This is a genomic window from Pseudomonas sp. TH04, assembly GCF_016651355.1.
In the GTDB taxonomy this organism is placed as follows: domain Bacteria; phylum Pseudomonadota; class Gammaproteobacteria; order Pseudomonadales; family Pseudomonadaceae; genus Aquipseudomonas; species Aquipseudomonas fluorescens.
In genome coordinates this window covers 900,525-916,673 of the sequence record NZ_JAEKEA010000001.1, presented here as the reverse complement: position 1 = coordinate 916,673, position 16,149 = coordinate 900,525, and the positions used below count along the sequence as shown (strand labels likewise).

Sequence of the window (16,149 nt, the reverse complement as noted above, 5' to 3'; positions counted from 1 at the left end):
TGGACTCAACCGGGTAAATCATGCAGCTGACAATACTCATCCCAACTCAACCCCGCCATCTGCGCGACCTCCTTGTGCACTTCGAGGCGCTGGGCTTCGAAGGCCTCGTTCGATTCTACGGTCAGTTTGAGGGTCAGTTCCCAGGCAAACAGGTTCTGACGTTCCGCCTCGGCTTCGAACGCTTCATGCAGGCGTTCGGCACGGTATTGCGCCAGGGTTTCGCCTTTGGCTTGCGCCGCCAAAGGGTTGAGGGTGTCCAGTTCCGCGCAGACCTGCGGGTGTTCGTTCAAGAAACGGTCCAGGGCGCGCTGGTGATTATCACCTGGTTCTGACAAGGGCTTACTCCTGATGAGGTGAGATCACTAGATGGGGTCATGCCGCTGGTTTTGCAATCAGGTCGCGGGCAATCGCCTCAACACGCAGGGTTCGGTCCGGCGGCGGGGCGCCGACCCTCCATGGGATACGGGCCGGATCGCTGGCGTGGGCGTGGGGAAACTCGTTTCGTTTGCATTGATGGCGGCGCAGGAAAACCCAGCAGCGCACCGGTCATAAGGGGCAGTATGCGGCGCATGGGCAGGCACCTGGATGTCGGGTAAGACACACGGAGCAAGGCCTGGGCTCGAGTCCGTTCGAGAGTAACCACCCAAAGCATGGGCTCACTCACCGTAGGCGACAAGCATCAAGGGCCGACATTAATTCTGAATAATTGCGGGTGGCGCGGCAAAAACCTTTCGCTCTCGGTAGCTGGCCGTGTAGCGTTACACGAGGTTTTCGGGGCTGCCACCAGGGGCAGAGCGCGATGTGCGGAGGGGCGGGGCATGGTGCAAACGCTGTTCAAACTTTTCCTGACTCAGCGCCTGGCGGCCCTGGCCAGTACCGAATCACTGCGCGCCATACGTGAGGGGCTCCTGTGGATTCTGCCGTGCCTGCTGGTGTCGGCCGGTTTCCTGATCCTGTCCGAATGCGCCAGGGTGCTGGGGTTCGATCCGCAGGTGGTGGGCTTTCTGTCGGGGTTGCACAACCAGATCAGTTCGGTCATTCCGCTGCTGGTGGCGGCCTCCATTGGTTACATGCTGGCGATCCAGCACCGCCTGCCACAATTACCGGTCGCTTTTTTGTGCCTGGCTCATGTGGTGGTCGCCACGTTTGTCTTGCGCGAATACCCGCGTGCTTCGGCGACCTTCGTATTGTTCATTGCCATCGCCTCGCCGCTGCTCAATGTGCCGGCGATTGCCTGGCTGCACCGTTTTCGTTGGACCCGCCTGGTCAACGGGGACCTGGTCGGCCATAACCTGCGCGGGGCCATCAATATGGTGGTGCCGGGCGCGATTACTGCGCTGGTATTGGTGGTGGTGTTGTCGTTGCTGTTACTGATCCCGTATGTGGCGCAACTCCAGGGGCCGCAGGTGCTCGATGCACTGCAATCGCCTTATGGCAGCGGGTTGTTTGTAACCCTGATGAATTCGTTGCTGTGGTTTTTCGGCATTCACGGTGTGTATGCCATGCAGCCGTTATTCGATGTGTTGGACCAGGCGGTGGTGCTCAATGGCGCCGCACTCGCGGCGGGTGAGCCGATCAAGTACCTGCTCAACAATGGCCTGCTGGGTTGTTTCGCGTTTATCGGCGGGTCTGGCGGGGCGTTGTGCCTGTTGCTGGCGATTCTGCTGTTCTCCAAAAGCAAGTCCATGCGTTTGCTGGCAATGGCCAGTTTGCCGCTGTCGTTATTCAACGTCAGCGAGGTGTTGTTGTTCGGCTTGCCGATCATCCTGAACCCGCGTTTGTTTATCCCGTTTCTGCTGGTGCCGGCGCTCAACGCCGTGGTGGCATTGACGGTGGTCAACCTGGGCTGGGTGTCACCGGCGGTGGCCAGCGTGCCGCTGACTTCGCCGGTGTTGCTCAATGCCTACCTCAGCACCCACGGTGACGCGGCGGCCGTGGTGTTGCAGGTGCTGCTGCTGGGTGTGGGCACCCTGGTGTATGCACCGTATGTACGCGCGATTCATCGCCAGGCCAGCGAAGGCGGTACGGTGTACCTCAAGTCGCTGGACATGACCTTTCGCGGCCTCGAAGAGAAGGGCCGCCTGCTGGAGTTGGACCCTGTGCTGGCGTCCCACAAGACCCTGGCCCGTCAGGCCGTCGAACTGAGCCGCATCGAGCAGATCAGCGACTATGAGTTCTATCTCGAATTCCAGCCCCAGGTCTCCACTCGCACCGGTCTGTGCACCGGTTGTGAGGCGCTGATGCGCGCGCGTGACAACCAGGGCACGGTGCACTCACCCTGGGAGTTCCTGCAATGGCTCGCCCAGGCGCGGTTGATGCCGGATGTGGATGTGTGGGTGGCCTCCCAGGCGGTGCGCCAGTACCAGAAGTGGCAGAAAAACGGGTTTACCTTGCCGATGACCATCAACATTTCCAGCGCCACCCTGACCGATGCCGCCTACGGCGAGCGTCTGGTGGAAATCCTTGCGCAGGCCCATGGTCAGGTGTCGGTGGAAATCACCGAAGACGCGTTGGTCGGTGATACCCAGGTGACCCGCCAAACCATCCAGAAACTGCAAGCGATCGGCGCCAAGGTGTATATCGATGACTTCGGTACCGGGTTTTCGGCGTTGAGTTACCTGCACCAGTTTCCGGTGGACTTCATAAAGATCGACCGCAGTTTTGTGGTCGCCCAGCGCGACCCCAAGGGCGCGCAGGTGCTGACCGGCATGCTGCGTTTCTGTGAGGCGCTGAAGCTGGGCGTGGTAGTGGAAGGGGTGGAGACCGCCGAGCAGTTGGCGTTCTTGAGTACCGGCCCCGAACTGTTCATCCAGGGCTGGTATTTCAGCAAGGCACTGCCCGGCGATCAGCTGCAACGCTTTGTCCGCGAGCGCGCGTCAACTCAGGTTTAAACCGAAGCTGACGCGTATTCGCGTTGGGTCTGCTCGATCTCTTCGATCAACCCGTCGATGCTCGCCAGGCGCTTGCGGTTGTCGTGGTCCCAGGGGTGAAAGCCCGGTTTGAAGTAATGCAGCCACGGCCGCAGCATGCGTGGGAAAACGCCCTTGGGCCCATACAGAAACTTGAGCATGCGCCAGAAGCCCTTCAGGTGCCCACCGGCCTTGCGGTCGGCAACCAGCAGGCGCAGGTGGAAATCAAACACCACCAGCCAGAACAGCGCGGTGGTGGTCAGCATGGTGCCGGTGCGCAGCAGATAGCGCGCGGGCCCGGGTTTGATCACGGTGTTCCACACATCGAACGCCACGGCTTTGTGTTCCGTTTCTTCTAGGGCGTGCCAGTACCACATTTGTTGGTAGCCCTTGAGTGAGTCGCCAAAGCGCGTGGGGTCGCTGAGCAGGATTTCCGCGAGCATCGCGGTGTAATGTTCCAGGGCGATGGTCACCGCCAGATTGAAAGAGGCAGGCAGGTGTTTTTTTTGCAGGTCGAGGATGAATTTGAGCCGCCGGTCGAGGGTATGGGCCGGCAGACCTGCCGCTTGCAGCAGGTCGTTGTAGGCCACGTGCTCGCGGCTGTGCATGGCTTCCTGGCCGATAAAACCCTGGATCTGTTTTTTCAGTTGCGGGTCGTCGATGCGCTGGCGGTAATGGCGCACGCTGTCCATGAAAAACAGCTCGCCCTGGGGAAACAGCAGCGACAACGCATTGAAGAAGTGCGTGATGAACGGGCCCTGTTCATGCCAGTCCTTGATGCGCCCGGCAGGCAAGGCAAAACGGATATCGCGACGGATGGGTAGCATGGTGCGTGCTCCTGTTCAGAGACGGGGTTCGTCGTTGGGTTCAAACACCGGCGTGCGTGGTTTGGGCGCCATGCGCTTGCTGGCGAACACCACCAGGGCTTGATAAGCCGCAGGCAGGCAGCGGGCGAGCAGGTCGAGGCAGTACGCGTCGCGGCCGATCAGTACGCGGCGTTTGTTCTTGCGCACACCTTGCAGAATGACCTTGGCGGCGTGGTCCGCATCGGTGATGAACAGCTTTTCAAAGTCGGCGCGGGCCTGTTGCTCGCTGTGGATCAGAAAGCCGGTCATGTTCGCGTCGATGCGGCTGCTGCGGCAGATATCGGTGCGAATACCGCCGGGGTGCACGCAGGTGGCGGACACGCCGCAGCGTTGCAGGTCGAGTTCCTGGCGCAGGGATTCGGTAAAGCCGCGCACGGCAAACTTGGTCGCGTTGTAGCCGCTCATGCCCGGTTGGGCAAACAGGCCGAATACGCTGGAGGTGTTGACCACATGCCCGTCGCCGCTGGCTTTCAGGTACGGCAAAAACGCCTTGGTGCCGTGCACCACGCCCCAGAAGTTGATACCGACGATCCATTCCAGGTCGGCGTAGTCCACACCTTCGACGGTGCTCGACAGCGCCACGCCGGCATTGTTGAAGATCAGGTTGACCTGGCCGTGGTCGCTCACGCAGCGCGCGGCCCAGGCTTCGATGGCCTGGCGGTCAGCCACATCCACGACCTGGGTGGTGACCTTCACCGGCGACAGTGTCGAGGTCTTGATCAGCGCCAAGGTTTGCTCCAGCCCTTGGCTGTTTTTGTCCGCCAGGGCCAGGTGGCAACCTTCCCGTGCCAGCGCCAGGGCCAACGCGCGGCCCATGCCGGAAGCCGCGCCGGTGATAGCCGCCACGCGGCCGTTGAATGACTTCATGACAGGCTTCCTTCGGCAGTGGCGTTTGGCGCTGTCATCACGTGGGGGATGGCGTGCGGCGGTGCCAGGGCAACCACATAGTCCTTGAGCGCGAAATGCCGGGTGACTTGCTTGAAACGCCAGGTCGAGCCGGGCCACAACGTGGTGTTCTTGCCGGTGCGTGGGTCGAGGTACCAGCTCTGGCAACCGCCGGTATTCCAGATGGTGCGTTTGAGTTTGTCCTGCAGTTGCAGGTTGTAGGCGCGTTCCACCTCGGGTTTGACGTCGACCGTGGCGATACGCTGGCGCTGCATGTGCTGGAGCGCATCAAGGATGTAGGTGACCTGGGCCTCGATCATCAGAATCATCGAGTTGTGCCCAAGGCCGGTGTTGGGGCCGACGATCAGAAACAGGTTCGGATAACCCGGCACCGTGGTGCCTTTGTACGCATGGGCGCCATCGCGCCACGCGTCCATCAGGTCTATGCCGTCGCGGCCGATGATGCAATCGCGGGGCAGGGGGTCGCTGGCCTGGAAACCGGTGCCGAAAATCAGGCAGTCGGCCGGGTGCTTGATGCCGTCGGCCGTGATAACCCCGTCGGCTTCGATACGCACCACAGGGTCGGTCACCACCGCGACATTGCTGCGCGACAGCGCCGGGTAATAGTCATTGGAGATCAGCACACGCTTGCAGCCGATGGTGTAGTCCGGCGTCAGCGTTTTGCGCAGGGACGGGCGGGCCACTTGTTTATGCAGGTGGCGCACAGCGATTTTCTGCACCATCTTCATCAGTTTTGGGTGCAAGGCAAAGCCTACGACGCGGCCTTCGAGTGCCCAGTAAAACGCGCCGCGTACCAGGCGCTGCGTGAACGGCAAGTGCTTGAAGGCCCAGCGCTCGATGCGCGAAATGTCGCGGTCGGGCTTGGGCATAATCCACGGCGGCGTGCGCTGGAACAGGTCGAGGTGCGCCACCTGCGGCGCGATCTGCGGCACGAACTGGATGGCACTCGCGCCGGTGCCGATCACGGCGACGCGTTTGCCCTTTAATGAATAGTCGTGGTCCCACTGCTGGGAGTGGAAGCGCTTGCCCTTGAAGCTGTCCAGCCCCGGAATATCCGGCAGGGCCGGGCGCGACAAGCCGCCCATGCCCGACACCAGCACCCGCGCGCTGACCTGTCGGCCATTGTTGAAGCTCAGTTGCCAGCGTTGCTGCTGATCATCAAACACCGCGCGTTGCAGGCCCATGCCGAAGCGCAGGTAGGGCGCCAGCGCGAAACGCCGCGCGCACTGCTCAAGGTACGCACGGATCTCCGCCTGCGGGGCGAATTGCCGCGTCCAGTCCGGGTTCGGCGCAAACGAAAACGAATACACATGGGACTGCACGTCGCAGGCGCAACCTGGGTAATGGTTGTCGCGCCATGTGCCACCGAGGGTTTCGGCCTGCTCGGCGATGAAGAAATCGCTGAGCCCGGCTTCCTTGAGTTTGATCGCCATGCACAGGCCGGCGAAACCTGAACCGATGATGGCGATGTCGATTGAATCACTGTGGGCATTCATAGGCAGGCCTCATAGAGGGAGCGCTGGGAGGGCATCGGGTGTGCTCCTGTGTTTTTGTTTTGTCTTTTAGATAGAACACCATTGCAAAGGAAAAATGAATTATTTATTTTAAAAAAGATTTTAAATAATCTACCTGAAAATATCGCCTACGCTAGGACCTTGTTCCGCATGTGCGACTTATCCGACGGACGAGCGCGGCATGCATGAAGTTTAGGTCCAGGGTGTGGACGATGGCTGAGGCCTTGATCAATAACGGTCAGGTCGCCAGCGGCAGGGAAGCAGAGGACCGAGCTATGGCTGTCGAATGGGTTGTCGCTGCGGGTGTGCTTGTGGCCGCAAGCGTTGTGTTATGGGGGTTCAGTGCCTGGATGACGCAGCGCATTGAAGCGGCCGTTCCGATCAACGGGCGCTTCGTGGAGGTCGATGGCGAGCGCTTTCATTACGTAGAGGAAGGTCAGGGCCCACCGTTGGTGATGATTCACGGGCTGATGGGCAGCAGTCGCAACTTGACCTATGCCTTATCCAGCCAGCTGCGTGACCGCTTTCGCGTGATCACGATTGATCGTCCGGGGTCGGGCTATTCCAGCCGCCATGCAGGTACGGCGGCGGATCTGCCGGCCCAGGCTCGGCAAATCGCGGCCTTTATCAAGACGCTCGACCTGGATAAACCGCTGGTGTTGGGGCACTCCCTCGGCGGGGCGATAGCCCTGGCGCTGGCGCTTGATCACCCTCAGGCGGTGTCCGGGTTGATCCTGGTGGCGCCGCTGACCCACCCGCAGCGCATGTTGCCGCTGGTGTTTGTGTCGCTGGCGGTGCGCCCGGCGTGGTTGCGGCGCTGGCTGTCGCACACGCTGACGGTGCCTGTCGGCCTGCTCACCCGAGGTTCGGTGGTGAAGGGCGTGTTCGCCCCCGATGCCGCGCCGCCCGACTTTGCCACACGCGGCGGTGGCTTGCTCGGTATGCGTCCTGACAACTTCTACGCCGCTTCCAGTGAGATCAACCTCGTCAATGATGACCTGCCCGACATGGTCAGGCGTTACCCGCAATTGACCCTGCCGATCGGGTTGATGTACGGCGCGCGCGACAACGTGCTCGACTTCCAAAAGCATGGCCAGGGCCTGGCAAGCAAGGTGCCGGGCCTGAAATTGCAGGTGCTGGAGGGCCGTGGCCATATGCTGCCGATCACCGCCACAGAGCGCGTGGCAGCGCTGGTGGATCAGGTCGCCAAGCGGGTCACGCCGGCCGCGAGTGCGACGGTGCTGCGTCCGGCCTTTGCCTTGGCGAGCAAATAAATGTGCAACCCGATTCGCGGTTCGATGGCGTCGAAGCTTGCCCTAGACACCTGGCCAAACGGCTGAAAAAGAGACTGCCCGGTCACGTGAGAATGGTTCCAAGAAACTAGTTGACGACCTAACGATTCCGCGCTATTTATTTAAAAAAATTATTTCAATGTCTAATTTGAAACAGTTTTTGAAATGCCTAAGAGCGAATAAAATAATGAAAAAAACGCCTTTTATCGCATCGCTGAATTCTCGCCGCCATCAGTGCTGCGTGCCCCTGTTGAATGCCGCGAATCTTTGCCTGCCGCGCCGCTGCGTGCGGAGGCTGCCATGAATCAGACCCTCGCAACCGCGCACGTCTGGACCGACGCCAAACGCCACTTGTGGTGGCTCGGCATCCTGCCCCTGGCAACCCCGTTGCTGTCCGGCGCCCTGGCAATCACCACCGGCGTGCAGCAACTGTGGTGGGTCGGCGTACTGGTGATCTTCGGCTTGATCCCGTTGATCGACGGCCTGCTGGGTGAAGACGTCAGCAACCCGCCCGAGTCCGCGGTCAGCAACCTCGAATCCCAACGCTACTACCGCTGGATCGTCTACACCGGCGTGCTGTTTGTTATCGCTTCGGTGGTGATCACCGGCTGGTTGGCCGCCGGTGGTATCGAATGGATCATCAACGGCGGCTTGCTGCATGCCACCGCAACCCTTGACCCTGCAGGCGGCTTGGCAAGAACCGCAGCATTCATTACCGCGCGCACTGAGCTGCACGGTGAGGTCAGCGCGTTCACTTATTTGGGCATGGCAATGTCCACGGGGGCCGCCACTGGCATCGCGATCAACACCGCGCATGAGCTGGGGCACAAACCCAAACCGCTGGAGGTGTTCCTGGCCAAGGTCACCCTCGCGCCGACGTTCTACGGGCACTTCTACACCGAACATAACCGTGGTCATCATGTACGCGTTGCCACACCGGAAGACCCGGCCAGCTCACGCCTGGGTGAAAGTTTCTGGGCGTTCCTGCCGCGTTCGGTGTGGTTCAGCGCCGTGTCGGCGTGGAACCTGGAGCGCGAGCGCCTGCGCAAACTCGGCCTGCCGGCCTGGCACTGGAAGAACGCCGTGCTCAGTGCCTGGATGTACAGCGTGGTGTTGTGGGGGGTGATGATTGTCTGGTTGGGCGCGGCGGTGATTCCGTTCCTGATCATTCAGGGTGTCTACGGGTTCTCGTTGCTGGAAGTGGTCAACTACGTCGAGCACTACGGGCTTAAACGCCAGAAGTTGCCCAACGGTCGTTATGAACGGTGTTCGCCTCGGCACTCGTGGAACAGCAACCGGATTGTCACCAATATCTTTCTGTTCCAACTTCAGCGGCATTCCGACCACCATGCCAACCCCACGCGTAGTTACCAGTCGTTGCGCCACTTTGATGAATCACCGCAATTGCCTTATGGGTACGCGAGCATGATTGTCTGGGCCTACGTGCCGTACTTGTGGCGGCGGCGCATGGACCATCGAGTACTCAATCATTATGCCGGGGATATTACCCTGACCAATCTTCAACCTTCGCAACGGTTGAAGTACCTGGAGAAGTACAGTAACAGTGCCACGCCATTCTAAGCTGACGTAATACAGGCGTTGTGTAACTCGCGATCTGTGTATCGCGCGGGTTTTCATCGCCCAGGTTTTACCGATTGAGTGGTCAGTAAGTTGTTTGCCCCGACAACAATAATTTCAAGGGAAGGACGTACATTATGCAAAGCCCTGCCACGTTCACCGCGCATGTCGTATTGGCCGCCCTGGGCCTGATTGTTTACCAGCAGGCCCAGGCGGCGCGGATCGAGCCCGCCGGCAGCGCCTTTACGGCGCAAGGCCCGATCAGTTTTTCCAAAGGCGCGCTGATCAGTGCCGACTGCACCATCAAGGTCGCCGGCAAAGTTGCCGCCGATGGCGCATCGGTGAATGTCGATAAAGTTGAATTCGAGGGCGGCCTCAAGTGCAGCCGTGTCGAGGCAATCAACTTGCCGTGGGTATTAGTTGCCAAAGATACCAAGCGCGGTTCCATGTCGAAGATCAGTGTGGATGTGCACGCGTTTGGCCTGGGTGGCAAGTGTGGTCCGTCCACGGCCGACGGGACGTGGGATAACGCCACTGGCAAGTTGGAAGCCGCCAATGTACCGATTGGCGAAGACTGCACGATCAAAACGGTGTCGATCAAGATGCCGCCGACTTTCAAAGTCGTCGAATAAACCCATCCGAAGGGTGCAGCGGTAATTGAATTGAAATTTGGCTGGAAAGGGACGTTCTGCAGTTTCACCGTGACTTCTCGTTCATGGCCATTACCCCTGGCGAAATGACTCGCCATAACATGTGAGGAAAAACAATGAAAAGCTTGAAAACTCTCGTGTCGTTGACTGCTCTGGCTGTTTGCATGGGCGCTGCTTCGATGGCCACTGCGGCTTCGATCAGCCCGGAAGGTCCTTTCACCACCACCGCAGGCTCCATCGTCGTGCAGTCACCGTCTTCATTCGGGGGCTCTGTGACATGCGGCATTACCTTCAGCGGTAATGTCAGTGGCGGTGTGGCCACCATCAACAATGCGGCCCTGACCGGTGGCGGCCTGTGCGCGTTGCCAACCCTCAAAAGCATCCCGTCGCCAGGCTGGAAGCTGACCGCATTGTCGGGCGCTGTAGGCCAAGTGGAGAACGTGGGTTACACCATCAAAAAAACCATCGTACTTCCTGGCACCGACTGCGGGCCGTCCACCATCAGCGTGGCCTGGAACCCTGCGACTCACACGTTGACCGCGGCTAACCAGGCGCTGAGCGGCGGCTGCAACATTGTCTCGCTGACCACCACTGCCGCCGGCCTGACCGTTAACCCATAACGGGCGCGCAGTGCAGAACGAAGGGTTGATCACCCGTTGAAAAACCGGTGCCTCGCAAGAGGTGCCGGCTGACGTGGTAAGCCGGCAATGCCGGGAGCGCATAATAATAAGGAGTGCCGCATGATCACTAAGAAACAACAGGCTCACACACTGCTGGGGCTGGCATTACTGGGGGGGCTGATGATGACAGCGCCCGTGCAGGCGGGTGGTTTCTCCACGCCGACGTACGGTGCCCCTGGATGGGGTCGGGCGTTCGGCGGCGGTTCTCTGTTCAAGAACGACCCTAGCTCTGCTTACAACAACCCGGCGGCCATGGCATTTGTCGACCAGGCCGTGGTTCAACAGACCGTCGACTATGCGCGTGTGAAGATTAAATACAGCGGCCAGGCTTACGATTACGCCGGTAACCCAGCATCCAATACCGCCGTGATGCCCGATGGCAGCTTTGACCCGAGTACGGCAGTCGTCAACAACAATGACGGTGGCCAGGGCGGCTTCACTGCCTGGTTGCCGACCGGTTTTCTGGTTATCCCGATGGGTGACCGTTTTGCATTCGGCCTCAGTCAGGTTGTGCCACAAGGGATGCGTACCACCTGGAATGAAAACTCCAAGTTTCGCGACTTCGCCGTGGACACCAAAATCGAAACCGTCGGCCTGACGGGTTCCTTATCGTTCAAGGTGCGTGACGACTTCTCCATCGGTGGTGGCATGATCGTCCAGCGTAGCCAAGGCTTTGTCAGCCAGAACATCGATCTGTTCTCGGCGGCCTCGGTCTCTCCCGGGTTGGGCAATGGGGCGTTTCCGTCGGGCGTCGGCAGCGCACTGATGCGCGTCAAGGTCGATAACGTTTCCGTTGGCTGGTTTACCGGCGTTGTCTGGAAGCCGACTGAGCAGGACTCGTTGGGCCTTAACTACCACGCCAAAATCAAAAACAAGATGACCGGTAAATACAACATCCGGGCGGATGTGTTGAACAACGGCTTGATGACCGACGACACCGTCTTCGGTACCGGCAAGACGCTGGTCGAAACGGCGTACCCTGGCCTGAAGTTGTACCCCAACGGCGCCAATGCCAGCACGCAGCTGGATATTCCGGCGACTGCCGCGATCGACTGGGTGCACCAGTTCAACGACCGTTGGACCTTGGGTGTCAGCGCGATGTGGACGCAATGGTCATCCTTCAAGGACCTGACACTCAAGTCCGAAGGCTCGACGATCGTTGCCATTCCCTACAACTATCGGGATGCCTGGATGTACTCCGTGGGGGGAGATTTCAGAGCTACGGACGAGCTGACCCTGCGCGCCGGTGTGGCGTATGACCAAACCCCGACGCGCAACTCGACCCGCGATCCGCGTATCCCTGACGGCGACCGTTACTTTGCATCGCTGGGTGCCGGTTACGATATCAAGGCCATTCCAGGCTTGTCGCTGGACGCCGCGTATTCGCACCAGTTTGTTCAGAAGGTCAACATCAGAACCCAGAACGTTGATCGTCTTGGCGGCGGTCGTCTCGACGGTACGGCTGAGTCTTCAGGCGACATTGTCAGCCTGTCAGCCACCTACAAGTTCTAAACCCACCACGGCTCGAGCACCCGGCGCATCCTGGTGCTCGCAGCTGAAACTGTCCGGATTGCTGCTCCAGCCGGCTGACGCGTTCAGCCCTTTGTTGTTGCGCAAACGCATTAAATAAAAATTTCAAAACAAAATTTGAATTTGTCTTTTCAAGTTTGTAGTGTGGCCTTACGCCGCAGTTCATTTTGAGCTGCCTGCGCATTGCCCGTGCCCTGAATCAAGTAGAGGTATCCCCATGATTATCTGGTTATTGGTGGGTCTCGCCGCAGCGATTGCCCTGGCGTATCGACAGGCCGCCGCAGCCCTTTGGTTGGGCGCTGGCCTGATCTGGCTGGCGGTTGGTTACCTGTGCAATGCGGTGGCGGGCCTGGGTCTCAGCGTCGCGGCGGTGTTGGTGGTCTTGCCGGCCTTGCTGCTGACGCTCAAACCACTGCGTCGCGCGCTGTTGACCAGCAAGGCCCTGGGCCTGTTTCGTACGATCATGCCGGCGATGTCCGACACCGAGCGCGCCGCCATCGAATCCGGCACCGTGTGGTGGGACGCAGAGCTGTTCAGCGGCAAGCCCAACTGGGATCGCCTGCTCAACGCTGCTCCGGCAAGCCTCAGCGCCGAAGAGCAGGCCTTCCTCGACAATGAAGTCGAGACGCTGTGCGACATGTCCAACGACTGGGAGACCACCCAGGTCTGGCAAGACATGTCTCCCGAAGGTTGGCAGTACACCAAGGACGCCGGGTTCCTCGGCATGATCATTCCCAAGCAGTACGGCGGCAAAGGTTTCTCCCACTATGCGCATTCGCAAGTGGTGATGAAGTTGTCGACCCGCTGCTCGGCAGCGGCGATTTCGGTGATGGTGCCCAACTCCCTGGGCCCGGCAGAATTGCTCCTGCATTACGGCACCGATGCCCAGCGTAATTACTACTTGCCGCGCTTGGCGCGGGGTGAAGACATCCCGTGCTTTGCGCTGACCAGCCCCTATGCAGGCTCCGACGCCGGGGCGATTCCGGACCTGGGCATCGTCTGCAAAGGTATGCACGAGGGTGAGGAAGTGCTCGGCTTCAAGGTGACCTGGGACAAGCGCTACATCACCCTGGGCCCGATCGCCACGGTGCTGGGCCTGGCGTTTCGTGCCGAAGACCCGCAGGGTTTACTCGGCAAGGCGGGGTCGCTGGGCATTACCTGTGCGCTGATCCCGACGTCTCATCCGGGGGTGAACAGTGGCCGCCGTCATTGGCCGCTGAATGCGGTATTCCAGAACGGCCCGACCACCGGCAAGGATGTGTTCATTCCCCTGGAGTGGGTGATCGGCGGTCGTGAGCAAGTCGGTAACGGCTGGCGCATGCTGATGGAATGCCTGGCCGCCGGGCGGGCGATTTCCTTGCCTTCGGCCAACGTCGGCCTGGGCAAAGTGGCGGTTCGCGGCACCACCGCGTATGCCGCGATGCGCAAACAGTTCGGCCTGCCCATCGGCAAGTTCGAAGGCGTGCAGGCGCCATTGGCGCGCATGGCCGGGCATTTGTATGCCTGCGATGCGGTGCGCAAGGTGTCGGTGGCTTCCCTGGATGCCGGTGAAAAGCCCTCGGTGATTTCCGCCATTGCCAAATACCACGTCACTGAGCGTGCGCGAATCATCGTCAACGACGGCATGGACATCGTGGCGGGCAAAGGCATCTGCATGGGGCCCAATAACTTTCTGGCCCGCGCCTACCAGCAAAGCCCGATTGCCATCACGGTAGAAGGCGCGAACATCATGACCCGCTGCCTGATTATCTTTGGCCAGGGGCTGATTCGCTGCCATCCCTATGTGTTCCGCGAGATGGAAGCGGCGCGCAACCCGGATCGGCGCAAGGCGCTGGAAGCCTTCGACAGCGCGATGTTCGGCCATTTGAGTTTTGTGCTGGCCAATACCGTCCGTGCGGCGGTGCATGCGCTGACGGGCGGACGCCTGATGTCCGCACCGGCCAAGACCGATCCGGCGTTGGCATCCTACTACCGCCAGGCCAATCGGCTCTCGGTGGTGCTGGCGTTGATCTCGGATATTTCCATGGGCGTACTGGGCGGAGCCCTCAAGCGCAAGGAAAGCATCACCGGGCGCCTGGGGGATATTCTGTCCCAGCTCTACATTCTTTCCTGCGTGCTTAAGCGGTTTGAAGATGATGGTCGGCCCCAGGCGGACCTGCCGCTGGTGCACTGGTCGGCCCAGGATGCGTTATTGCGCGCCCATGAAGCCCTGGCCGAAGTGCTCGATAACTACCCGTCGAAAGCCGCTGCGCGAATCGTGCGTGGCTTGAGTTTCCCGTTCGGAATTCCCCTGCGTAAACCGGCGGACCGCCTGTTGGCCCAAGTGGCTGAGGTGGTGCAAACCCCCGGCGAAACCCGCGACCGCTTACTGGCCAATTCCTACATTCCGCGTCCGGAGATCGACAAGCTGGCTTATGGCGAATTGGGCTTCCGGCTGTTGCCGCAGGTGGAACTGATCGACGCTCGGCTCAAGCCCGCAATCAAGCAAGGCGTGATCGAAGCCATGCCGATTTCCGCCACAGCCTTTACCGGTTGGCGCGTCAAGGCGCGGGCGCTGGACCTGATCAGCGACGACGAAGACAGCCTGCTGGGGCGCTATGTGGACTATGCCGACCACGGGATTCAGGTCGACGACTTCCCGCAGGATTTCGGTTTGCTGGAAGCCTTGCAGCAGCGTCAGCAGGCGTTGGCCAAACCGACGGCGAAGCGCCGCAGCAGCCAAAGCGAAAACGCCTCGGTCAACTAGGGAAAACGCGGTCAGTGTGGGAGCGGGCTTGCCCGCGATAGCGGTCTGCCTGACACACCGCCATCGCAGGCAAGCCAGCTCCCACATTTGATCGGGTTTACACGGCAACGCAGCGTTGTAAGTGGATCTATCTATGAGTGACAGCTACCTATCCTTCGTCAATTCCGCCTGGGGCCGCCGCCTGGCTCAGGCCATCGGCCTGCCGCAACCCTTGCCGTTGCAACGTCACCGCAGTGGCCAGCACGGCCTGGTCAACCCGGTGATTGTCGCCGGGGCAGGGCGGCTTTGCGCACGGGTGCAAGCGATTTTCGCCGCCACCGACACGGTCGCCGCCACGCCGGCGACGCCCAAGGCGCCGTCCACCGTCAAGGTCCAGGGCGCGGTGTTCGACGCCACTGGCGTGCTCGATTTGCAGCAGCTCGACGCGCTCTACGTGTTTTTCCATGCCAATGCCAAACGCCTTGGCCACCACGGTCGCGTGGTGGTGCTTGGCACTGCGCCGGAACATTGCCAGGACCTGCCCCAGGCCGTCGCCCAACGTGCCCTTGAAGGCCTGGTGCGTTCGTTGGCCAAGGAACTGCGCCGGGCAATCACCGTGCAATTGATTTATGTGGCGCCGGGTGCCGAAGAGGCCCTGGACAGCAGCCTGCGGTTCTTCCTGTCACGCCGTTCGGCGTATGTGTCGGGGCAGGTGGTACGCCTGGAAACCCCGGTGGACGGTAACGTTGCCGTCAACTGGGACAAACCCTTCGCGGGGCGGCGTGCCCTGGTCACCGGCGCTTCGCGTGGCATTGGCTTGGCGATCGCCCAGGTGCTGGCCCGCGACGGCGCCCATGTGGTCTGTGTGGACGTGCCTCAGGCCCAGGACGCGCTGCTGCAAGCCGCCAGCAGTGTGCACGGCTCCGCCTTGCCGCTGGACATCACCGCAGCGGATACGGCCGCGCTGTTGCAGGCGCATGTCAACCAATACGGTGCCTTTGACGTGGTGGTGCATAACGCCGGCATCACCCGCGACAAGACCATCGCCAAGATGACCGAAGCTGCCTGGCGCAGTGTGCTGGCGGTCAACCTCGAAGCACCGTTGCAATTGAGTACGGCATTGCTCAGTGGCCAGGGGCTGAACCGCGGTGGGCGGATTGTGTGTGTCTCGTCGATTTCCGGCATCGCCGGCAACTTGGGGCAAAGCAACTACGCCACCTCCAAGGCCGGCGTGATTGGCCTGGTGCAGCGCCTCGCACCGTTGGCGGCGGCGCAGCAGGTCACGGTGAATGCGGTCGCGCCCGGGTTTATCGAAACTCAGATGACCGCAAACATCCCGCTGATGATTCGCGAGGCGGGGCGGCGCATGAACTCGCTGTCCCAGGGCGGACAGCCCATCGACGTGGCCGAGACCATCGCCTGGTTGGCGCACCCTGCATCCGGCGGGGTTAACGGCCAAGTCGTACGCGTGTGCGGCCAAAGCCTGCTGGGAGCCTGAG

At 60.8% G+C, this 16,149-nt stretch carries 12 protein-coding genes; 8 read left to right on the top strand and 4 right to left on the bottom strand.

What is annotated here, in order from left to right:
- Nucleotides 1–5 precede the first annotated feature (5 nt).
- Nucleotides 6–335 (bottom strand): DUF6388 family protein, encoded by a 330-nt coding sequence (locus tag JFT85_RS03970; protein ID WP_201229256.1) that lies wholly within the window; start codon nucleotides 333–335, stop codon nucleotides 6–8.
- Nucleotides 336–818: 483 nt separating this feature from the next.
- Here JFT85_RS03970 and JFT85_RS03965 point away from each other — a divergent pair, with 483 nt between their 5' ends.
- Nucleotides 819–2,891 (top strand): EAL domain-containing protein, encoded by a 2,073-nt coding sequence (locus tag JFT85_RS03965; protein WP_053256380.1) that lies wholly within the window; start codon nucleotides 819–821, stop codon nucleotides 2,889–2,891.
- On the opposite strand, the gene JFT85_RS03960 is transcribed toward JFT85_RS03965, so the two are convergent.
- From JFT85_RS03960 to JFT85_RS03950, 3 genes are read right to left on the bottom strand one after another with little or no spacing between them, the layout of a single operon-like run.
- Nucleotides 2,888–3,736, bottom strand: coding sequence for a metal-dependent hydrolase (locus JFT85_RS03960; RefSeq protein ID WP_053256379.1), 849 nt, complete (start codon nucleotides 3,734–3,736; stop codon nucleotides 2,888–2,890). The genes JFT85_RS03965 and JFT85_RS03960 overlap by 4 nt on opposite strands.
- 15 nt (nucleotides 3,737–3,751) lie before the next feature.
- Nucleotides 3,752–4,642, bottom strand: a complete 891-nt coding sequence (locus JFT85_RS03955; RefSeq protein ID WP_053256378.1) for an SDR family NAD(P)-dependent oxidoreductase — start codon at nucleotides 4,640–4,642, stop codon at nucleotides 3,752–3,754.
- A complete protein-coding gene (locus JFT85_RS03950; RefSeq protein ID WP_069551451.1) occupies nucleotides 4,639–6,177 on the bottom strand; it encodes a flavin-containing monooxygenase in 1,539 nt (512 codons plus the stop codon). The genes JFT85_RS03955 and JFT85_RS03950 overlap by 4 nt, the downstream gene beginning before the upstream one ends.
- A 293-nt stretch (nucleotides 6,178–6,470) precedes the next feature.
- Here JFT85_RS03950 and JFT85_RS03945 point away from each other — a divergent pair, with 293 nt between their 5' ends.
- The 7 genes from JFT85_RS03945 (at nucleotide 6,471) to JFT85_RS03915 (ending at nucleotide 16,148) form a co-directional block, all read left to right on the top strand.
- Complete coding sequence (locus tag JFT85_RS03945) at nucleotides 6,471–7,469, top strand: alpha/beta fold hydrolase (protein ID WP_053256536.1); 999 nt, start codon at nucleotides 6,471–6,473, stop codon at nucleotides 7,467–7,469.
- 318 nt (nucleotides 7,470–7,787) lie between these two features.
- Entirely contained in the window at nucleotides 7,788–9,068 is a 1,281-nt protein-coding gene (locus tag JFT85_RS03940; protein ID WP_201229254.1) for an alkane 1-monooxygenase, read from the top strand.
- Between the two features lie 134 nt (nucleotides 9,069–9,202).
- Entirely contained in the window at nucleotides 9,203–9,697 is a 495-nt protein-coding gene (praA, locus tag JFT85_RS03935) for an alkane oxidation protein activator PraA (RefSeq protein ID WP_053256375.1), read from the top strand.
- A 134-nt stretch (nucleotides 9,698–9,831) separates the two neighbouring features.
- Nucleotides 9,832–10,335: an alkane oxidation protein activator PraB gene (praB, locus tag JFT85_RS03930; RefSeq protein WP_053256374.1), complete on the top strand. Its 504-nt coding sequence runs from the start codon at nucleotides 9,832–9,834 to the stop codon at nucleotides 10,333–10,335.
- A 120-nt stretch (nucleotides 10,336–10,455) separates the two neighbouring features.
- Entirely contained in the window at nucleotides 10,456–11,907 is a 1,452-nt protein-coding gene (locus JFT85_RS03925) for an outer membrane protein transport protein (protein ID WP_053256373.1), read from the top strand.
- Between the two features lie 235 nt (nucleotides 11,908–12,142).
- The gene (locus JFT85_RS03920) at nucleotides 12,143–14,671 is read left to right on the top strand and encodes an acyl-CoA dehydrogenase (RefSeq protein WP_053256372.1); all 2,529 of its coding nucleotides are present in this window, start codon (nucleotides 12,143–12,145) and stop codon (nucleotides 14,669–14,671) included.
- A gap of 133 nt (nucleotides 14,672–14,804) precedes the next feature.
- Nucleotides 14,805–16,148, top strand: a complete 1,344-nt coding sequence (locus JFT85_RS03915) for a 3-oxoacyl-ACP reductase (protein WP_201229252.1) — start codon at nucleotides 14,805–14,807, stop codon at nucleotides 16,146–16,148.
- Nucleotide 16,149 lies beyond the last annotated feature (1 nt).